The 20,570-nt window shown below is 62.2% G+C and carries 19 protein-coding genes; 13 read left to right on the forward strand and 6 right to left on the reverse strand.

The window, feature by feature from the left end:
- Positions 1-133: 133 nt before the first annotated feature.
- Together IF690_RS02465 and IF690_RS02470 are read right to left on the reverse strand one after the other, a co-directional pair.
- A complete protein-coding gene (locus IF690_RS02465) occupies positions 134-517 on the reverse strand; it encodes a PaaI family thioesterase (protein WP_202698711.1) in 384 nt (127 codons plus the stop codon).
- Positions 517-2,841: a Tex family protein gene (locus IF690_RS02470; protein ID WP_202698712.1), complete on the reverse strand. Its 2,325-nt coding sequence runs from the start codon at positions 2,839-2,841 to the stop codon at positions 517-519. Before IF690_RS02470 ends, IF690_RS02465 begins: the two co-directional genes overlap by 1 nt.
- 361 nt (positions 2,842-3,202) lie before the next feature.
- On the opposite strand from IF690_RS02470, the gene ompR reads away from it, so the two are divergent.
- Both ompR and IF690_RS02480 read left to right on the forward strand, forming a co-directional pair.
- Positions 3,203-3,943: an osmolarity response regulator transcription factor OmpR gene (gene ompR / locus IF690_RS02475; RefSeq protein ID WP_007925257.1), complete on the forward strand. Its 741-nt coding sequence runs from the start codon at positions 3,203-3,205 to the stop codon at positions 3,941-3,943.
- A gap of 107 nt (positions 3,944-4,050) precedes the next feature.
- Positions 4,051-5,364, forward strand: coding sequence for an ATP-binding protein (locus IF690_RS02480; protein ID WP_202698713.1), 1,314 nt, complete (start codon positions 4,051-4,053; stop codon positions 5,362-5,364).
- A gap of 113 nt (positions 5,365-5,477) precedes the next feature.
- On the opposite strand, the gene rimK is transcribed toward IF690_RS02480, so the two are convergent.
- Together rimK and rimB are read right to left on the reverse strand one after the other, a co-directional pair.
- Positions 5,478-6,383: a 30S ribosomal protein S6--L-glutamate ligase gene (gene rimK, locus IF690_RS02485; protein ID WP_007931744.1), complete on the reverse strand. Its 906-nt coding sequence runs from the start codon at positions 6,381-6,383 to the stop codon at positions 5,478-5,480.
- Complete coding sequence (gene rimB / locus IF690_RS02490; protein WP_007931742.1) at positions 6,380-6,862, reverse strand: retropepsin-like aspartic endopeptidase RimB; 483 nt, start codon at positions 6,860-6,862, stop codon at positions 6,380-6,382. Before rimB ends, rimK begins: the two co-directional genes overlap by 4 nt.
- Before the next feature lie 219 nt (positions 6,863-7,081).
- On the opposite strand from rimB, the gene IF690_RS02495 reads away from it, so the two are divergent.
- A complete protein-coding gene (locus IF690_RS02495; protein WP_023970018.1) occupies positions 7,082-7,480 on the forward strand; it encodes an RNA-binding S4 domain-containing protein in 399 nt (132 codons plus the stop codon).
- Positions 7,481-7,652: 172 nt separating this feature from the next.
- Here the strand turns inward: IF690_RS02495 and IF690_RS02500 are convergent, their stop codons facing one another.
- Complete coding sequence (locus IF690_RS02500) at positions 7,653-8,453, reverse strand: phosphatase PAP2 family protein (RefSeq protein WP_202698714.1); 801 nt, start codon at positions 8,451-8,453, stop codon at positions 7,653-7,655.
- 101 nt (positions 8,454-8,554) lie between these two features.
- On the opposite strand from IF690_RS02500, the gene hslO reads away from it, so the two are divergent.
- From hslO to IF690_RS02550, 10 genes are all read left to right on the forward strand, one after another.
- Positions 8,555-9,457, forward strand: coding sequence for an Hsp33 family molecular chaperone HslO (hslO, locus tag IF690_RS02505; RefSeq protein ID WP_007931739.1), 903 nt, complete (start codon positions 8,555-8,557; stop codon positions 9,455-9,457).
- Positions 9,458-9,636: 179 nt separating this feature from the next.
- Positions 9,637-11,178 (forward strand): phosphoenolpyruvate carboxykinase, encoded by a 1,542-nt coding sequence (locus IF690_RS02510; RefSeq protein WP_023970021.1) that lies wholly within the window; start codon positions 9,637-9,639, stop codon positions 11,176-11,178.
- Between the two features lie 300 nt (positions 11,179-11,478).
- Positions 11,479-12,681: a colicin E3/pyocin S6 family cytotoxin gene (locus IF690_RS02515; RefSeq protein WP_202698715.1), complete on the forward strand. Its 1,203-nt coding sequence runs from the start codon at positions 11,479-11,481 to the stop codon at positions 12,679-12,681.
- The gene (locus IF690_RS02520) at positions 12,678-12,908 is read left to right on the forward strand and encodes a DUF7683 domain-containing protein (RefSeq protein WP_202698716.1); all 231 of its coding nucleotides are present in this window, start codon (positions 12,678-12,680) and stop codon (positions 12,906-12,908) included. Before IF690_RS02515 ends, IF690_RS02520 begins: the two co-directional genes overlap by 4 nt.
- Before the next feature lie 120 nt (positions 12,909-13,028).
- Entirely contained in the window at positions 13,029-13,205 is a 177-nt protein-coding gene (locus tag IF690_RS02525) for a bacteriocin immunity protein (RefSeq protein WP_353844195.1), read from the forward strand.
- Positions 13,206-13,370: 165 nt separating this feature from the next.
- A complete protein-coding gene (locus tag IF690_RS02530; protein ID WP_009046468.1) occupies positions 13,371-14,546 on the forward strand; it encodes a tetratricopeptide repeat protein in 1,176 nt (391 codons plus the stop codon).
- A gap of 69 nt (positions 14,547-14,615) precedes the next feature.
- Complete coding sequence (locus IF690_RS02535) at positions 14,616-15,740, forward strand: polysaccharide deacetylase family protein (RefSeq protein WP_202698717.1); 1,125 nt, start codon at positions 14,616-14,618, stop codon at positions 15,738-15,740.
- 188 nt (positions 15,741-15,928) lie between these two features.
- Positions 15,929-17,863 carry a RecQ family ATP-dependent DNA helicase gene (locus tag IF690_RS02540; RefSeq protein WP_202698718.1) on the forward strand — a complete coding sequence of 645 codons (1,935 nt, stop codon included), beginning with the start codon at positions 15,929-15,931 and terminating at the stop codon, positions 17,861-17,863.
- A gap of 253 nt (positions 17,864-18,116) precedes the next feature.
- The gene (locus tag IF690_RS02545; protein ID WP_202698719.1) at positions 18,117-19,349 is read left to right on the forward strand and encodes a 3-hydroxyacyl-CoA dehydrogenase; all 1,233 of its coding nucleotides are present in this window, start codon (positions 18,117-18,119) and stop codon (positions 19,347-19,349) included.
- 66 nt (positions 19,350-19,415) lie between these two features.
- Entirely contained in the window at positions 19,416-19,847 is a 432-nt protein-coding gene (locus tag IF690_RS02550; protein WP_202701280.1) for an acyl-CoA thioesterase, read from the forward strand.
- A gap of 126 nt (positions 19,848-19,973) precedes the next feature.
- On the opposite strand, the gene IF690_RS02555 is transcribed toward IF690_RS02550, so the two are convergent.
- Positions 19,974-20,450, reverse strand: a complete 477-nt coding sequence (locus tag IF690_RS02555; RefSeq protein WP_202698720.1) for a glycine zipper domain-containing protein — start codon at positions 20,448-20,450, stop codon at positions 19,974-19,976.
- Positions 20,451-20,570: the final 120 nt, after the last annotated feature.

Consider the following 20,570-nt stretch of genomic DNA (forward strand, 5'->3'; position numbering starts at 1 on the left):
CGCCTGGTCGTTGAGCCTTGCTGGCCCGCTTTGCAACGCCGTCGCTTCATCCCTGATCTGGCTCTTGCAGGCGCAAAAAAACTCCGGCGCCGTGTGTGCAGCGCCGAAATTAACCCAAATCGATGACAGGGAGCTATAGGACAGCGAACGTGCCTTGTGCTTTAGCGACTAGTTTGTCGCCTTGCATCACATCGGCCTCGACCACCAGGGTGCGGCGGCCCGGGTGGATTACCCGGGCGTGGCAGATGACCTCGCCCTCGGCGACGGCACGGATGTAGTTGATCTTGCACTCGATGGTCGCGCTCTGCTGGTCGAAGCCATGGGCGCTGGAACAAGCCAGCCCCATGGCAATGTCGACCAGGCTGAAGATCGCCCCGCCGTGCAGCTTCTGGCCACGATTGCGCAGCTGCGGCGTCAGCGTCAGGGCAACGTCGGCTTCACCGACTTCCAGGCGCTGCAGGCGGCAGCCGAGCAGTTGGCTGAACGCGCTTTCGGTCAAGCCGGCCGGGATCTCCATCAGCGTTTCTTCAATTGCTTGGCGTTGGCGAACAGCGAAGCCATGGCGTTGTTGGTCGGGACCGCGGCCACGGTTTCCTTGCGCGGGGCGCTGTTGCCCGACGAGCGTGGCGCCGAGCCTGGGCGCGAACCACGAGCGCCGTCGATTTTCTCGCCCGGGGTATCGCTCATGCGCATCGACAGGCCGACGCGTTTGCGCGGGATGTCGACTTCCATGACCTTGACCTTGACCACGTCGCCGGCCTTCACCGCTTCACGCGGGTCCTTGATGAACTTCTCCGACAGCGCCGAGATGTGCACCAGGCCGTCCTGGTGCACGCCGATGTCGACGAAGGCGCCGAAGTTGGTGACGTTGGTCACCACGCCTTCGAGGATCATCCCCAGCTGCAGGTCCTTGAGGTCTTCGACGCCTTCCTGGAACTCGGCGGTCTTGAACTCGGGACGCGGGTCGCGGCCGGGCTTGTCCAGTTCCTGGAGGATGTCGGTGACGGTCGGCAGGCCGAAGGTTTCGTCGGTGAACTTTTTCGGATCCAGGCGCTTGAGGAAACCGCTGTCGCCGATCAGCGAGCGGATGTCGCGGTCGGTCTCGGCGGCGATGCGCTGCACCAGCGGGTAGGCTTCCGGGTGCACCGCGGACGCGTCCAGCGGGTTGTCGCCGTTCATCACGCGCAGGAAGCCGGCGGCCTGCTCGAAGGTCTTTTCACCCAGGCGGGCGACCTTCTTCAGCGCGGCGCGGGTCTTGAACGCACCGTTTTCATCGCGGTGGCTGACGATGTTCTGCGCCAGGGTGGTGTTGAGGCCGGAGATCCGCGCCAGCAGGGCCACCGAGGCAGTGTTGACGTCCACGCCGACGGCGTTCACGCAGTCCTCGACCACCGCATCCAGGCCACGCGCCAGCTTCAGCTGCGACACGTCGTGCTGGTACTGGCCGACGCCGATGGATTTCGGATCGATCTTCACCAGCTCGGCCAGCGGGTCCTGCAGGCGGCGGGCGATGGACACCGCGCCACGGATCGACACGTCGAGGTCGGGGAATTCCTTGGCCGCCAGTTCCGACGCCGAGTACACCGAAGCGCCGGCCTCGGAGACCATGACCTTGGTCATGCGCATGGCCGGGTATTTCTTGATCAGCTCGGCGGCCAGCTTGTCGGTTTCACGGCTGGCGGTGCCGTTGCCGATGGCGATCAGGTCCACCGAGTGTTTGGCGCACAGCGCGGCCAGCACGGCGATGGTCTGGTCCCACTTGTTGTGCGGCACGTGCGGGTAAACGGTGGCATGGTCCAGCAGCTTGCCGGTGGCATCCACCACCGCGACCTTGCAGCCGGTACGCAGGCCCGGGTCGAGACCCAGGGTCGCGCGCGGGCCGGCCGGAGCGGCCAGCAGCAGGTCGTGCAGGTTGTGGGCGAAGACGTTGATCGCCTCGGTTTCCGCGTTGTCGCGCAGCTCGCCCAGCAGGTCGGTTTCCAGGTGGGTGTAGAGCTTGACCTTCCAGGTCCAGCGCACCACTTCGCCGAGCCATTTGTCCGCCGGGCGGTTCTGGTTCTGGATGCCGACGTGCTGGCCGATCATGCCTTCGCACGGGTGCAGGGTGCCCGGCAGTTCGTCGCCGACTTTCAGCGCGGAGCTGAGGATGCCTTCGTTGCGGCCACGGAAAATCGCCAGGGCGCGGTGCGACGGCATGCTCTTCAGCGGTTCGTCGTGTTCGAAGTAATCGCGGAACTTGGCGCCTTCCTCTTCCTTGCCGGCGATCACGCGGGCACTGAGGGTGGCTTCCTGCTTCAGATACGTGCGCAGTTTTTCCAGCAGGTTGGCGTCTTCGGCGAAGCGCTCCATGAGAATGTACTTGGCGCCTTCGAGGGCGGCCTTCACATCGGCCACGCCTTTTTCCGCGTCGACGAAGCGTGCGGCTTCGCTTTCCGGGGTCAGGTTCGGGTCGTTGAACAGGCCGTCCGCCAGTTCGCCGAGGCCGGCTTCCAGGGCGATCTGGCCCTTGGTGCGGCGCTTTTGCTTGTACGGCAGGTAGAGGTCTTCGAGGCGGGTCTTGGTGTCGGCGAGCTTGATGTCGCGGGCCAGTTCCGGGGTCAGTTTGCCTTGCTCCTCGATGCTGGCGAGGATGCTGATGCGCCGTTCGTCGAGTTCTCGCAGGTAGCGCAGGCGCTCTTCCAGGTGCCGCAGCTGGGTGTCATCGAGGCTGCCGGTCACTTCCTTACGGTAGCGGGCGATGAAGGGCACGGTGGAGCCTTCATCCAGTAGAGCGACGGCCGCTTCGACCTGTTGTGGGCGTACACCGAGTTCCTCGGCAATGCGGCTGTTGATGCTGTCCATAAAACCACCTGACAAATTGTGAAAGCAGGCTCGCCGGCACGGAAAATTGGCCTCGGCGAGTCTGGTTGAGCGGCCTGGCGTGCGCCGCTGCCTGGATCAAAAGGCTGCCTGTTGACCCGTGAAATCGAACAATTACTGCCTGGCCGGGAAAAATAAAAAGTGGCCACGGGCGATAACGATCAGACGTTGCCTGACACAAAAGGCGGCGCATTATAACCAGCGTTCCAGTCTTCCGGGGTATCGGCCCAGTGGCGGCCGACGGCGGGTTTTCTGGCGGTCGAGGAAAAATCTGCTAACAATGCACACGGTGCGTATAACGGCAGCTACGCCATAATGCGCACCGAGATAAAAGGAGCATCTGATGAGCAGCACTGCACAAACTGCCGAAGGCGAAAAAATTCTTATCGTTGACGACGACCCGGGGCTGAGCAGCCTGCTGGAGCGCTTCTTCGTCAGCAAGGGCTACCGTGCCCGCGCGGTTCCCAACACCGAGCAGATGGACCGCCTGCTGGGTCGCGAAGTCTTCAACCTGGTCGTCCTCGACCTGATGCTGCCTGGCGAAGACGGCCTGACCGCGTGCCGCCGCCTGCGCAGTGCGAACAACCAGATCCCGATCATCATGCTCACCGCCAAGGGCGACGAACTGAGCCGCATCAAGGGCCTGGAGCTGGGCGCCGACGACTACCTGGCCAAGCCGTTCAACCCCGACGAACTGATGGCGCGGGTCAAGGCCGTGCTGCGTCGCCAGTCGGCTCCGGTGCCGGGCGCGCCGGGCAGCGAAGACGAGAACGTCACCTTCGGCGACTACGAGCTGTCCCTGGCCACCCGCGAACTCAAGCGCGGCGCCGAAGTGCACATGCTCACCACCGGTGAATTCGCGGTGCTCAAGGCCCTGGTGATGAATGCTCGCCAGCCGCTGACCCGCGACAAGCTGATGAACCTGGCCCGTGGCCGCGAGTGGGATGCCCTGGAGCGTTCCATCGACGTGCAGATCTCCCGCCTGCGCCGGATGATCGAACCCGATCCGTCCAAGCCACGTTATATCCAGACGGTCTGGGGCGTGGGTTATGTGTTCGTGCCGGATGGCACCACCACCAAGTGACCGATGATTTGTAGGAGCGAGCGCCCGGGCCGGCAAACGACCCGGGCGCTCGCATTCCGCAACTCTGCGAGCGCGACTCGCTCCTGCAAAGCGTGTAATGGCTGTTTATGAAAACCCCGCTGTGGTTCCCGCAAAGCTTCTTCTCCCGCACCCTCTGGCTGGTGCTGATCGTGGTGCTGTTCTCCAAGGCGCTGACCCTGGTTTATCTGCTGATGAACGAGGACGTGCTGGTGGACCGCCAGTACAGCCACGGCGTGGCCCTGACCCTGCGCGCCTATTGGGCCGCCGACGAATCCAACCGCGACCAGATCGCCGAGGCCGCCGGGCTGATCAAGGTGGTCGGCAGCGGTGTGCCGGCGGGCGAGCAGCATTGGCCCTACAGCGAGATCTATCAGCGGCAGATGCAGGCCGAACTGGGCGCCGACACTGAAGTGCGCCTGCGCATGCATGCCCCGCCGGCGCTCTGGGTGCGCGCGCCGAGCCTGGGCGACGGCTGGCTGAAAGTGCCGCTGTATCCGCATCCGTTGCGGGGGCAGAAGATCTGGAGCGTGCTCGGCTGGTTCCTGGCGATCGGCCTGTTGTCCACGGCTTCGGCGTGGATCTTCGTCAGCCAGCTCAACCAGCCGCTCAAGCGCCTGGTCTATGCCGCCCGGCAACTGGGGCAGGGGCGCAGCGTGCGGCTGCCGATCAGCGATACGCCGAGCGAGATGACCGAGGTGTATCGCGCCTTCAACCAGATGGCCGAGGATGTGGAGCAGGCCGGGCGCGAACGCGAGCTGATGCTGGCGGGGGTGTCCCATGACCTGCGCACGCCGTTGACTCGCCTGCGCCTGTCGCTGGAATTGATGGGCAGCCACAACGACCTGACCGACGACATGGTCCGCGACATCGAAGACATGGACGCGATTCTCGATCAGTTCCTGGCCTTTATCCGCGACGGTCGAGACGAGTCGGTGGAGGAGGTCGATCTCGGCGACCTGGTGCGTGAAGTGGTGGCGCCCTACAACCAGAACGATGAAAAGGTGCGCCTGCGCCTGGAGCCTATCCCGCCGTTCCCGTTGCGCCGGGTATCGATGAAGCGTCTGCTGAACAATCTGATCGGCAACGCGCTGAACCACGCGGGGACGGAAGTCGAAGTGGCGGCCTATGTGTCGGGTGACACCAGCGCGCCTTATGTGGTGCTGAGCGTGATGGACCGTGGCGCGGGTATCGACCCATCGGAGCTGGAAGCGATCTTCAACCCCTTCACCCGTGGCGACCGTGCCCGGGGCGGCAAGGGCACCGGCCTGGGCCTGGCCATCGTCAAGCGAATCGCCTCGATGCACGGCGGCAACGTCGAATTGCGCAACCGCGCCGATGGCGGCCTGGAAGCGCGGGTGCGCTTGCCGTTGGGGTTGTTGTTGCCCAGGGATGCGGTTTAGGGGGGATGGTATGGCGTCGTTCAGGACGCCATCGCGAGCAAGTCGCTCCTACAGGGATCGAGGTTGTCCTTTGTAGGAGCGAGCTTGCTCGCGATCAGCGCAAAGCGCTGATTTCAGCCTTTTCCCTTGGTCCGGGTCATGTTCGGGCCACCGTTCTTCTCGATGTGCTCGATGATGATCCCCGCCACGTTCTTGCCCGTGGTGGTCTCGATGCCTTCCAGGCCCGGCGAGGAATTCACCTCCATCACCAGCGGCCCATGGTTCGAGCGCAGGATATCCACGCCCGCCACGCTCAGGCCCATGACCTTGGCCGCGCGCAGGGCGGTCATGCGTTCTTCCGGGGTGATCTTGATCAGGCTGGCGCTGCCGCCACGGTGCAGGTTGGAGCGGAATTCGCCGGGCTTGGCCTGGCGTTTCATTGCGGCAATCACCTTGTCGCCGACCACGAAGCAGCGGATGTCGGCGCCGCCGGCTTCCTTGATGTACTCCTGGACCATGATGTTCTGCTTCAGGCCCATGAAGGCCTCGATTACCGACTCGGCCGCCGTGGCGGTTTCGCACAGCACCACGCCTATGCCCTGGGTACCTTCCAGCACCTTGATCACCAGGGGCGCGCCGTTGACCATCTCGATCAGGTCGGGAATGTCGTCCGGCGAGTGGGCGAAGCCGGTCACCGGCAGGCCGATACCGCGCCGGGACAGCAGTTGCAACGAGCGCAGCTTGTCCCGCGAGCGGGCGATGGCCACCGACTCGTTGAGCGGGAACACACCCATCATTTCAAACTGGCGCAGCACCGCGCAGCCGTAGAAGGTCACCGAGGCGCCGATCCGTGGAATCACCGCATCGAAACCCTCCAGCGGCTTGCCGCGGTAGTGGATCTGCGGTTTGTGACTGGCAATGTTCATATAGGCGCGCAGGGTGTCGACCACCACCATTTCATGGCCACGCTCGGTGCCGGCTTCGACCAGGCGACGAGTGGAATACAGACGCGGGTTACGCGACAGCACAGCGATCTTCATGCAACACCTGTGGCAGAGGTAGTGGACACCGGGAACACCGGTTTGTCTTGAACGTATTTGATCCCCGGATTGACCACCAACTGGCCATCGATCAGGGCTTTGGAACCGAGCAACAGGCGATAGCGCATGGCCTTGCGGCAGGCGAGGGTGAACTCCACCCGCCAGACCCGATCGCCGAGCGCCAGGGTGGTGCTTATCACGTAGCGCACCTGCGCCTGGCCGTTGGAACTCTTGATGGTTTTCATCGCCACCAGCGGCGCTTCGCAACGCCGGTGACGCAACTGCACCACGCTGCCCAGGTGCGCGTTGAAGCGCACCCACTGCTCACCGTCGCGCTCGAACGGCTCGATCTCGGTGGCATGCAGGCTGGAGGTGCTGGCGCCGGTATCGATCTTGGCGCGCAGGCCGGCGACTCCCAAATCCGGAAGCGCCACCCACTCGCGCAGACCCACGACGGTCAAATGGTCAAATGTTTTCAAATGTGCTCAACCGCTGAGGAACCCGCTCGTACCGTCAAGCGGCCGAATTCGCGGTATTCACGCAGATTAATGGGTAAAAGGCGACAGATATCCAGGCCCGGCTCCACAGCTCCCGGACGGGCTGCTGCAGAGCCTCGCATTCTAAACCGAGCCATCGCAATTCATGGCACGAGAGAAACGGTAGTACAGTTCGAAAATATTTCAGAATGAGGAAATGCCATGGCACAAAAAGCCGAAGACGACGACAAGGTCCGTCTGGATAAATGGCTGTGGGCGGCGCGCTTCTACAAGACTCGCGCCCTGGCCAAGGCCGCCATCGAAAGCGGCAAGGTGCATCACCGTGGCGAGCGCTGCAAACCGGGCAAGGAGCCGAGGATCGGCGACGAGTATGAGATACGCACCGGTTTCGACGAACGCACCGTGGTGGTCCGGGCCCTGTCGATCGTGCGCCGTGGGGCGCCGGAGGCGCAGGCTCTCTATACGGAAACCGAAGCCAGCATCGCCAAGCGGGAAAATGCCGCGGCCCTGCGCAAGGCCGGAGCCCTGGGGGTGAGCACCGACGGCAAGCCGACCAAGAAACAGCGGCGCGACCTGTTCAAGTTCCACAGCCACGAATAAGCAACCCACACTATTCCTGAACCTGAACCTGAACCTGAACCTGAACCTGAACCTGAACCTGAACCTGAACCTGAACCTGAACCTGAACCTGAAGGAGCGAGCTTGCTCGCGATCAGCTGCGACTGTTGCCCCTCACCACTTTAAGCTGGCTCCTATAGGGAGCGGGCCAGATTCAGGCAGCCCGCACCACACTCAGGCGCGACAGCAACGGCAATTTGCCCAGCAGGTTGAACAGCGGGTCGGTTACCCGCAGCAGGAAGTTCGAGGCCTTGGCCGCGTACGGGGTGTAGTAGCCCCAGCCGAGCGCCCAGACCGCCAGCAGCACGCCGCCGATATAGTCGTCCTGGCCCCAGTGCGCGCCGGCCACCAGGCGCGGCATCATGAACAGCAGGGTCAGGCCCCAGATCACCAGGAGCTGGCCGGTGCCGCGGCTGAACACGCTCATGAACAGCGCCCAGATCAACAGCACCGAGGCGTGGTCGCCGGGGAAGCTCTGGCTGGAACGATCCTTGAGCTCCCAGGTTTTTTCCCAGTGCGGGAAGTAGTCGCTCATGTGCACGGCATCCTGGAGCATCATCGACGGGCTGTCGTGCTGCCAGCCCATGGCGTCGGCGAGCCTGGAGAACAACAAGCGGATAACCAGCATCAAGACCAGGATCGACAGGAAGCCGAAAAAGGCCCGGCGCAGGTCCACGGCCTTGAACACCCAGTCACCGCGAATCAACAGGGTCAGCAGGATCAGCCCGACTATCGCGTCGAAAGGCCTGAGGCTGGCCACGGCCCAGATATGCAGCCAGGTGGAATTGCTCGCAAGGGGAGCATTCAGCAGGCGGAACAGCCATTCGTCGAACATCACGCAAAGCATGTGCCCGCTTGGCCATAACCAGAAACCCAGCAGTGCCAGGGGGAGCAAATTGCACAACACCAGCTTGCCGAGGTTCCACCTTGCTTGGAACAAACTCGGATTGTTCATAAAATGCCTCCAATGGCAGAAAATCGCGCACCGTAACAGTGCAAAAAACGCAATTTTCATATCTTGTAACCATTTTGTCATCACTTCAGATACCCAAACCTATGACTCATTTGCCGGATACCGACTTCACCCAACGCTTCATCTTCGATGACAGCGACGCCCGCGGCGAGCTGGTGGCGTTGGAGCGCAGCTATGCCGAAGTCCTCGCCAAACACGCATACCCGGAGCCGGTTGCGCAACTGCTCGGCGAGCTGATGGCGGCGGCCGCGCTGCTGGTCGGCACGCTGAAGTTCGATGGCTTGCTGATCCTCCAGGCCCGTTCCGAGGGCCCGGTGCCATTGCTGATGATCGAGTGCTCCAGCGAGCGCGAGATCCGTGGTCTGGCCCGCTATGACGCGGAGCAGATCGCCCCGGACGCGACCCTGGCCGACCTGATGCCCAATGGCGTGCTGGCCCTGACCGTCGACCCGACCCACGGCCAGCGCTACCAGGGCATCGTCGACCTGGACGGCGCGACCCTGTCGGAATGCTTCACCAACTATTTCGTCATGTCCCAGCAGGTCGGCACCCGTTTCTGGCTGCACGCCGACGGTCGTCGCGCCCGCGGCCTGCTGCTGCAGCAGTTGCCGGCCGACCGCCTCAAGGATGAAGAAGAGCGCGCCGCCAGCTGGCAGCACATCACCGCGCTGGGCAGCACCCTGACCGCCGATGAACTGCTGAGCCTGGACAACGAAACCGTGCTCCATCGCCTCTACCATGAAGAAGCCGTGCGCCTGTTCGATGTGCAACCGCTGCGCTTCCGTTGCAGCTGCTCGCGGGAGCGCTCGGGCAATGCGCTGGTCAGTCTGGGCCTGGAAGATGCGCAGAAACTGGTGGTCGAACACGGTGGCAGCATCGAGATCGATTGCCAGTTCTGCAACGAGCGCTACCTGTTCGATGCGGCCGATATCAGCCAATTGTTCGCTGGAGCGGGTGTCGAGTCGCCGTCAGATACTCGTCACTAAAACGGTTCAGCACAGGTAAATCACCTGGCAAGCGCCGGATTAACGCCGTTCTGACGGGAGGGCCCTACTCTTTTTGGGCTTTTCTGGCATAATCCGGCGCACTTTTTTCGCGGTAGTAGTGCACGACTTTCTACTACAAAACGTTTGGAGCACTCGGCCACTGGCCGACGGGGAACCTCATGACGCAAGCCAATAACGCCGTGTACACCGATCTGAGTGTTGATGATCTGGTCAAAGAAGCCCTGAAGCGCGGTGAAGGCGAGCTTGCCGATACCGGCGCGCTAGTTGTTCGTACCGGTCACCGTACCGGCCGTTCGCCAGTCGATCGTTTCATCGTTGAAGAGCCGAGCACCCAGGACGCTATCGCCTGGGGCCCGATCAACCGCAAGTTTCCGGCCGACAAGTTCGATGCCCTGTGGGCTCGCGTCGAGGCGTTCAACAACGCGCAAGAGCATTTTGTTTCCCATGTGCATGTAGGTGCTTCCGACGAGCACTACCTGGCCGTGAAGATGACCACCCAGACTGCCTGGCAGAACCTGTTCGGTCGTTGCCTGTTCATCAACCCGGCCCAGTACAATCCGGCTGGTCGTGATGAGTGGCAGGTGCTCAACGTTGCCAACTTCGAATGCGTTCCAGAGCGTGACGGCACCAACTCCGACGGTTGCGTGATCCTCAACTTCGCTCAGAAGAAAGTGCTGATCGCCGGCATGCGCTACGCCGGTGAAATGAAAAAAGCCATGTTCTCGGTGCAGAACTTCCTGCTGCCGGCGGCCGACGTGCTGCCGATGCACTGCGCCGCCAACATCGGCGAAGCGGGCGACGTGACCCTGTTCTTCGGTCTGTCCGGTACCGGCAAGACCACCCTGTCCGCCGATGAAAGCCGTTACCTGATCGGTGACGACGAGCACGCCTGGGGCGAGGGCGTGGTGTTCAACATCGAAGGCGGTTGCTATGCCAAGTGCATCGACCTGTCCGAGAAGAACGAGCCGGTCATCTGGAAAGCCATCAAGCACGGCGCCGTGCTGGAAAACGTTGTGCTGGACGACGCCAAGAAGGCCGACTACGCCGACGGCAGCCTGACCCAGAACAGCCGCGCCGCCTACCCGCTGGAGCACGTCGAGAAGCGTTCCGCGAAAAACCTCGGTGGCGAGCCGAACGCCGTGATCTTCCTGACCTGCGACCTGACCGGCGTACTGCCGCCCGTCTCGATCCTCAGCGAAGAACAAGCCGCCTACCACTTCCTGTCCGGCTACACCGCCCTGGTGGGCTCGACCGAAATGGGTTCGGGCGCCGGCATCAAGTCGACCTTCTCCACCTGCTTCGGCGCACCGTTCTTCCCGCGTCCGGCCGGCGAATACGCAGAGCTGCTGATCAAGCGCATCCGCGGCTTCGGCTCCAAGGTCTACCTGGTCAACACCGGCTGGACCGGCGGCGGCTACGGCGTTGGCAAGCGCTTCAACATCCCGACCACCCGTGGCGTGATCGCAGCTATCCAGAGCGGTGCTCTGGTCGGTGCCGAGACCGAGCACCTGGACACCATCAACCTGGACGTGCCACTGGCCGTTCCAGGCGTCGAAACCGGCCTGCTCAACCCACGCAACACCTGGGCTGACAAAGCCGCCTACGACGAAGCCGCCAAGGCCCTGGCCGGCCTGTTCATCGAGAACTTCAAGAAGTTCGACGTGAGCGACGCGATCAAGGCTGCCGGTCCGAAGTTGTAAGCGTCGGGTTAGTGGTTCAAGAAGCCGCCCTTCGGGGCGGCTTTTTTGTGGGTGTCATTCAGCCCGTTCAAACTCTAGGCTGCTGGTCCGAGCGGCTCAATAAGCCAGATTCACCGCGATTTGTAAGGTAAATCCTTGTGTCCTGTCGTAGGCCGTTTAGGGGCAATCGCCGGGCTTGAACGAAAAAGAAAAGTCGCTCGACCAACTCGGATTTGCCTGACAGCCAGGACCTCCTCGCGCTGGGTAACGTGAGAGCCCCGGTTGAAGGCCGGGGTTTCCCTGGCGACCGAGCAAAGGACTATGGCCCGCAACAAGGATGTGCCCCAGGCATGGCAGCACTACGACGCTGACGGCGGCGGTTATCGCCGCCTGCGCGATATGACCGCGAGCGAATTGGCGGAACGTGATGAGGCGCAGCGGCTTTATGAACAGATGCTCGCTCGTCAGCAGGCCTATGAAGAGCGGTTGCCGACTACACGGGTTGAATCGCAACCAGCGCCCGTCGGTTGCGTGTTCACCAAGTCTTGCAAGCTGCCGAACGCAGTCATCGATTACGTCACCCCGACAGGCTTTATACCGACTGATGCGGTGGCGAATTACGGTGTGCTGACGCTGCTCGGTGGTCGCGAGATCGAGGCGGGTGGGCATGTGCCCCTCAAGCGTATCAGCGGTGCGCTGCCGGCGAATCTCGGTGCCTTGACCCTGGGTGGTGTCTCAGCGGCGGCTGGTACCACCGGCAGTGGCCTGGGGCTTATCTCTTCAGGCGTAGCGGCCGGTGCGTTGCTGGGGTTACTGGCTTTGCTCGCTCCATCGAGCCTGGGTGATGGCGCGTTGTACAGCGAAGAGCAGCTACGTAATCTCAAGCAAGCTCGCACCCGGCTACGCCTGCGAGTTGAGCAGCAGGCCGATGGCAGCCTCAAGGGCTACGGCTTCAACACCCAGGGGCGCCGCGAGTGGGAAATGATTCCGGTGGCTCAGTTCGAGGCCCGTGGCGAGCAGCAAGTGGCCGACCTGGGGGGTGGCATCACCATCACCTGGACCCCGGCGGCGGACCCTTCGAGCACCATAGGGACACCACCGCTGGAAGCGGCGCCACAGACACCTCCGATCTGGATTTTTCCGCCGACTGAGGCGGCGGAGCGGATCATCGTGAGTCCGATTTATCCGCCGGAGTATCGGGATTTTATTCTGGTGTTTCCGCCGGGGTCTGGAGTTCAGCCGCTGTACATTGTGCTGAGTACACCGGTGTCAGGGCATGTTCTTGCACCGAGTGCCTTGCCTGGCTTTCCTGATGCGATTAGGGCAAAGCGGAAAACCTCTGTCCAAGGAGGTGGTGGGCGACGTAAACGATGGAAAACGGCAAAAGGACTAATTTTAGAATGGGACTCTCAACATGGCGCAGTTGAAATGTATGACAAACGCGGCCGCCATCTTGGCGAGTTTGATCCGCTTACTGGTGAACAAACTAAAGCAGCTGACAGAGCAAGGAGCATAGAACCATGAAGTTTCTCGTTGAGGCTTTTGACAAAAAAACCGAGCTGTTGGTTTTTGACGTAGAGCTGCCGGCCGATTGTGACGAGCGTGTGAAAGAGATCATGGGCTGGGCAGTGGACCCTCAAGGTTGGGAAGGCTATGACCTGACTGCAGTGCAGTTGACTGAGTTTGAAAAGATCACTGAGAGGAAATTTGATCTCTCTGCATATGATTTCCAACTGACGGCTAATGGCTAAGTCCTTCCGGGTTTTGTGCGGCTCAGTCTCGTTTGCAGGAACGATAAAAAATATGAAAAGTTATTTTTTCTGATTACACGGAGCATGAGTTCATAGACTTGCTCGACCGCATCATTGGAGATGAAGACACTGAAAAAGAAGTGGATGCGCCATTTCCAAAAGGTAAGCGAATACCCAGCAGGCTCCGATCTGATTTTTTACCCAGAGAATGGTGCCGATGACTTGTCCGAAGGCATCACACGGCTAGTGAAGGCGTGGCGGGCGGCTAATGGTTTGCCCGGTTTCAAATCGGTGTGAAAGGATTTGCCATCCCCCGCTCCCCGGCAAGTTTCAGGGATTCCCGTAGACACCAGCATTTCCTGATGGATTAACAAGCAAACCCCCAAAAAACTGTGTATGGTGCGCGCGAAATCTGCCGGGTACCCTTGGGTGCCGACTTCATACACTTAAAGGGAATTAGGTATGCGCTTGTTTCGCGTGACTTCGATTTTTTCGTTGTGGGCATTGGCGTTTTCGGTAACGGCGCAGCAACTGCCGGTCGAGGTGCTGAGCGCGGTGGTCAAGGACCAGAAGATCGCCGACGCCGAAGTGCTGGTGCAGCGCAATGGTGCACAGAGCGTGGTCGGTCGTACCAATGCACAAGGCCAGGTGACCCTGACCACCGACTTTGCCGATGACCCCAGCAACCTGCTGATCATCAAGAAACCCGGCTATTCCAACCTGGTGGTCAAGTGCCCGTGCAGCGGCATGACCTACGCCATCAGCCCGGTGATGCAGAATCTCGATGGCCTGCGCGTGGTGCTGACCTGGGGCGCGACCCCCAGCGATCTCGATTCGCACATGATCTTCCCGGGCAACAACATCTACTTCCGCAACCAGCAAGGTGAGGATGCCCACCTGGACGTCGACGATATCGACGGCTACGGCCCGGAAACCATCACGCTGGAAAAGAAACACTACGGCGAAAGCTATGTGTACGCGGTGCATGACTACAGCAACCAGACCCGCCCTGAATCCCGTCAGCTCGCCGCCAGCCAGGCCAAGGTGTTCGTGTACATGGGCCAGTCGCTGGTGCGCACCTACTATGTGCCGCAGGACCGCAGCGGTAACCTGTGGACCGTGTTCCGCATGACCGGCAATGGCGACTTCCAGGACATCAACACCCTTAGCGGCGTGACCGTCGACGCGCAGGATGTGTTGAACGAAGTGTCGCCGTTGCTCGACGACAAAGTGGAAGTTGCCGCCGTTGCCGTCAGCAGCAGCGCACAAGCCGATGCGAAAACCCTGAACCGCAAGGGCGAAGAGGCTTACCACGCCGGGAACCTGCAGCAAGCCATCGACTTCTACCGTCAGGCCATCGAGCTGAACAACGGCTACGGTCAGGCCTACAGCAACCTCGGCCTGGCCTATCAGAAAGCCGGCAACACCGCTGAATCGATCTGGGCCAACCGCAAGGCCATCGCCCTGGCCAGCGGCAGCTCGGCGGCCACCGTGCGCGCCAGCTCCTACTACAACATCGCACGGATCTACGAAGCGGCTGGCCAGTTCGCCGATGCCCTGCGTCACTATCAGTTGGCCAAGCAGCAGAAGGCCAACCCGGTGTACGACAAAGCCATCGAGCGTGTGCAAAACCGCTGATTCACGGGTATTGATCTGACCCCCATAACGCGCCGTCCCACGGCGCGTTATGCATTCATGGAGGTTGTTATGCGGGTTCTGGTTGTTGCGTTGATGTTGTCCCTGTGGACGGCCGTTGCCCAGGCTGCCGGCCCGATGGTGTTCGCCACCATCGACCGTGGCACCTGGCCGGGTTCGCTGGCCACGCCAGCGGGCTTCGATACCGCCTCGCGCGCGGAAATCCTGATGTTCGGCAAGGCCCTGCTGGCCAGCGAGGCGCTGGACGATGTCAGCCTCAAGCAGCGCCTGGGCGTCAAGGCGCTGGACCATCATTCGGTCGAGCAAGTGCGCGAGCGTTTCTGGATACGCCTGCTCGGCAGTTACCACAGCGCCAGCCAGGACTGTGAAGGCGCGGCCTTCTGCCCGCTGGTGCGTAACCTGGATGATTTGCGGCAACTGGCCCAGGGCTTCACCGGGACGGTCAGCCCGGCCTATGACGCGTGGGCCCAGGCGAGCCGCCAGTTTCATGAGCAGTACCTGAACGAACAGCTGCGCCTGGCGGCCTTGTTCCCGAAGATCAGCAGTGAGATCGAACGTTTCGACAGCGCCGAGCTGATGGGCGACGAGTTGGCGGACCGGCAGTTTCTGCTGACCTTCGACGACGGCCCGACGGCCGCGGGCGGCCACACTGATACGCTGGCCAGCGTGCTGCGGGCCAACGACCTGCATAGCCTGTTCTTCGTGCTGGGCGAGCCGTTCCAGGCGCGTCTGCGCAAGTCGTCGCCGGCACAAATGCGTGAGTTGTACAGCGGCCAGTGCGTTGCCCTGCATGGCTGGGAACACAAGTCCCACAGCGCCTGGAGCGAATGGCAGCAGTCCATCACCCGCTCCGCGACCCTGGTACGCGGCACGTTGCCGGATGACTACCAAGCGCTGTTCCGCCCGCCTTATGGCCAGCGTTCGAGTGACAGTGCGGCGTTCTTCAAGGCCCAGGGCATCAAGGTGATGCTCTGGGGTATCGACTCCCAGGACTGGAGCAAGAGCCTCAGCGCCAGCGCGGCGAGCCAGCGGGTGCAGACCCTGATGCTGCTGTGGCGCCGGGGGATCATTTTGTTCCACGACATTCACAACAAGGCGCCCCTGGCGGTACCGGTGCTGATCGCCGCGAACAAGAGCAATGGCGTGAAGTGGGTGGATTGCCGCGCGATGCGCTAAGAGCGCGACTTTTATCGCGAGCCATCGGCTGCTTGGTGGTTCGCGATACACCCTGAAAAACTCCGCATGACCCCAGCCGGACAGCATTCTCCGCCTCCCTGTATCATCCCGTATCCTTTCTTCCCCGACCTTTTCCCGACCCTGTGCCAGTCTGCAAGGCACGTCAGCGGTCAAAGGAGTGACAGCTCATGCACGACACCCTCGAACAGGTCTTCGGTTATCCACAGTTTCGTCCCGGCCAGGAGGCGGCGGTCAGCGCGGTCCTGGCCGGGCGCTCGGCGGCGGCGATCTTTCCCACGGGCTCCGGCAAGTCCCTGTGCTACCAGCTACCGGCCTTGCTGCTGCCGCACCTGACCCTGGTGGTCTCGCCGCTGCTGGCGCTGATGCAGGATCAGCTGGCCTTCCTCCAGCGCCACGGCATCGCTGCGGCGAGCATCGATTCGGCGCAGAGCCGCGACGACGCCAACGAGGTCATGGCGCGGGCGCGCTCCGGTGAGCTGAAGATCCTGATGATCTCGGTGGAGCGCCTGAAGAACGAGCGCTTTCGCAACTTCCTGCAGCAGGTGCGGATCTCCCTGCTGGTGGTGGACGAGGCGCACTGCATCTCCGAATGGGGCCATAACTTTCGTCCCGACTACCTCAAGCTGCCGGACTACCAGCGCCAGTTCGACATTCCCCAGGCACTGCTGCTGACCGCTACCGCCACGCCCAAGGTGATCGCCGACATGCAGGCGAAATTCGCCATCGCCGGGCAGGATGTGGTGACCACCGGTTTCTACCGGCCCAACCTCAACCTGCTGGTGGAGCCGGTGCGTGGCCAGGACAAGCGCCGGCGCCTGGTGCAGTGGCTGAGCGAGCGTCCCGGGCAGCCGAGCATTGTCTATGTCACCTTGCAGAAAACCGCCGAGCACATCGCCGAGCATCTGAGTCGCAACGGCATCCAGGCCCAGGCCTATCACGCCGGCCTGCCCCATGAGCAGCGCGAGGCCATCCAGCGCCAGTTCATGATTGGCCAGTCCAACTGTATCGTTGCCACCATCGCTTTCGGCATGGGCATCGACAAGAGCGACATTCGCAATGTGGTGCATTTCGACCTGCCCAAATCCATCGAGAACTACAGCCAGGAAATCGGCCGCGCCGGGCGTGATGGCCAACCTTCGGACTGCCTGGTGCTGGCCAACCGCGACAGCCTCAACGTGCTGGAGAACTTCGTCTACGGCGACACGCCGGAGCTGGAAGGCATTCGTTGTGTGCTGGACGAGTTGCAGGGCGCGGCGCCCGACGGGCAGTGGGAGTTCCTGCTGGGGCCGCTGGCGGACCAGAGCAATATCCGCCAGCTGCCGCTCAAGACCTTGCTGGTACAACTGGAATTGCGTGGCCTGATCGCGCCGCGTTACGCCTACTTCGCCGAATACCGCTTCAAGTTCCTCGAGGAGCCGCAAGTGCTGCTGGCGCGTTTCGAGGGTGAGCGCCGAGAGTTCGTGGCGGCGATCATCGAGACCTCCAGCCGTGCCCGGACCTGGGCCACGGTGAATTTCGACGCGTTGTATCAGCAACATCAGGCCGAGCGTAACCGGGTGGTGAAGGCCCTGGATTACTTCCAGGAAAAGGGTTGGGTCGAGCTGGAAAGCAAGCAGATGACCGAGGTCTACAACCTGCTGGAGACGGGCTTCGATGCCGCGACCTTGAGCCAGCAGTTGCACGCCTGTTTCAAGCAGCACGAAAGCAGCGAGATCGCGCGGATCCACGCGATGCTCGCGCTGTTCGCCACCGAGCAGTGCCTGGGCTATCGCCTGGCGCAGTATTTCGGCGATGACCAGGCACCGCAGCGGTGCGGGCATTGCTCGGTGTGTCATGGTCGGGTGGCCCGCTTGCCGGAGCCGCCAGCCTTGCCCGCGCTTGTGGATAAAAACTTCGAAGCGCTGTGCGGTGAATTTATCCACAGGCACCAACAGCACAGCGGCACGGTTCCAGGGGCGGAACGGCTGACGCGTTTCCTGTGCGGGATCAGCGTGCCGCTGTTCACCAAGCTCAAGGCGCGGTCGATCCAGGGTTTTGCGGTACTTGAGGATTACCCCTACGCCGAAGTACGCGATTGGGCCGAACATCACCTTCAGGATTGATACTTGTCCATATAGCCCCAGGCGCAGCCTGCGATCGGTAGCAGCCGCAAATCCAGGCATTTCGGTATGTCTGGAGGAATGAGCATTCAGGGTTTGCGACCGCTTCGCGCTCGATCGCAGGCTGCGCCAGCGGCTACAGAATACCTGCCCGATCCATCCGCTGAATGCTACTCATCACAGGAATAAATTTCAAAAATACCCTGGGCCTGATTATGGTGGTTTGCGTCTTCGAGCCACCAACAAGGGAGCCACTATGAGCCAGATCGACATTCAGCGCGCCGCGGTAATCGGTGCCGGGACCATGGGCCGCGGGATTGTGATGTGCCTGGCCAATGCCGGGGTTGCGGTGCAATGGGTGGATAACAATCCGCAGATGCTCGAACAGGCGCTGACAGCGGTGGCCGAGACTTATGCACACAATGTGCGTCAGGGTCGGATCGATCAGGCAGAGGCCGATGCGCGCCGGGCCCGGGTAAGCGCGGCGGCGGATTATCCGGCGATCCGCGAGGTGGATCTGGTGATCGAGGCGGTCTACGAAAACCTTGAGCTGAAGCAGAAGATCTTCCGCGAACTCGATGGCCTGCTCCAGCCGCGGGCGATCCTCGCCAGTAATACTTCGGCGCTGGATATCGATGCCATCGCCGCAGTCACCCGGCGGCCACGGCAGGTGCTGGGCCTGCACTTCTTCAGCCCGGCGCACATCATGAAACTGCTGGAAATCGTGCGGGGCGCCGCGACTGCGCCCGTGGTGCTCGAGGCCGCGTTGGCGCTGGGCGAGCGCATGGGCAAGGTCAGTGTGGTGTCCGGCAACTGCCCTGGATTCATCGGCAACCGCATGTTGCGCACCTATGTGCTGGAGGCGCGCAAGATGCTGCTGGAAGGCGCTTTCCCTTATCAGGTAGATGCCGCATTGCAGGGCTTTGGTTTTGCCATGGGCCCGTTCCGCATGTACGACGTGGTTGGCATCGACCTGGAGTGGCGCGCCCGGCAGCTGGCCGGCAAGGGCCAGGAGGCGCACGAAGTACAGGTGGATAATCGCCTGTGCGAGGCTGGCCGGTTCGGCCAGAAGAGCGGCAACGGCTATTACCACTACGAGCCCGGCAGTCGCCAGGCCGAGCACGATGTGCAGGTCGATGCCCTGGTTCAGGAGGTCAGCGAAGGCCTGGGCTACCGTCGTCGCGATGTCGGCCCCGAGGAAATCCTCGAACGCTGCCTGCTGGCGCTGGTCAACGAAGGCGCGAAGATCCTCGAGGAAGGCATCGCCGGCTCGGCGCACGACATCGACCTGGTGTACCTCAACGGTTATGGCTTCCCGGCGGACAAGGGCGGGCCGATGAGCTGGGCGGACCGGCAGGGGCTGGTGTCCATTCAACAAGGGTTACGACGGCTGCAAGCGGAACTGGGCGCGCACTGGATGCCGGCGCGGTTGATTGGCGAGCTGGCGCGGGCCGGTAAAGGGTTTGCCGATCACCGGGCCATCGGTTGAAATAGGCGTCGCCTGATCGACCATGCCATGGTCGCCTTTCAGACACCTGCCTCCGAGATCCAGCCAATGACCGACCGCATGCCGCAACGTACCGACTACCGCCACTTCCAGCCAATCATCACGCGCTGGCACGACAACGATGTGTACGGTCATGTGAATAACGTCACCTACTACAGCTTCTTCGACACGGCAGTGAACGCTTACCTGATCGAAGAGGGTGGCCTGGATATCCATGGCGGTGAGGTGGTGGGTTTCGTGGTGAGTTCGGCCTGTGATTACTTTGCCTCGATCGCTTTTCCCGAGCGCATCGAGATCGCTCTGCGTGTCGGCAAGCTGGGCAACAGTTCGGTGCAGTACGAGCTAGCGGTGTTCAAGGCGGGGGAAAGCGATGCCTGCGCGGCGGGGCGCTTCGTGCATGTGTTCGTCGATCGGGCGTCGAACCAGCCGGTCGGGATTCCCGCCGGGCTGCGTGGAGCGCTGGAGCGCTTGCTGATGTGAGGCGCAAAAAAGACCGCAGCTTCAGGCGGCTCCTTGGGGTTCATCCCGGGGGTGATGAACCCTGTCTGGCAGGAGCTGCCGTCAGGCTGCGGTCTTTGTGTCAGCGGGTTGCGACCGTTTCAGGTCTTAGTCGCGCCAGTGACGTTTGTGCTTGCGATGCCCGTAGGCATGGCCACGGCCTGGGTGGCCGTCGCGGTAGTAGCGACGGTCGTCGTAGTCGCGGTAGCGGCGATCGTCACGATCGCTGGAGTTGCCCATGTGGTTACCCAGCGCGCCGCCGACGCCACCGCCTGCGGCTGCGCCGATCAGGCTGCCCGTGGTGCCCCCCATGCTGCGACCGACCACGTTACCGCCGGCTGCGCCCAGCGCGCCACCGATAGCGGCTTCGCCACGGCTGCGTCTGTCGGCACCCACGGCACTGCCGCCCGCGCCGCCCAGGGCCGCACCGATGGTCGAACCGGTGCTACCACCAATCGACTGACCGACGACCGAGCCTAGAACCCCGCCCAATGCGCCGCCCACACCTGCTTCTGTGGTGCCGCCGGCAGAGGCGATGCCGCTGACCAGGCCAAGGGACAACAAGAGAATCGAGGAGAACTTCATAGAGGAGCCTCAAAGGGATGACGGCGCGATCCTGAGGCTGTGTTGAGGCGCTTACAATCGAAATCCGACGAATAGCACGAGTTGTACACAATCTCGTAACTTATTGTTTTTAGTAGGGAA

The organism is Pseudomonas sp. SK3(2021) (assembly GCF_016772375.1).
Lineage (GTDB): Bacteria > Pseudomonadota > Gammaproteobacteria > Pseudomonadales > Pseudomonadaceae > Aquipseudomonas > Aquipseudomonas chlororaphis_I.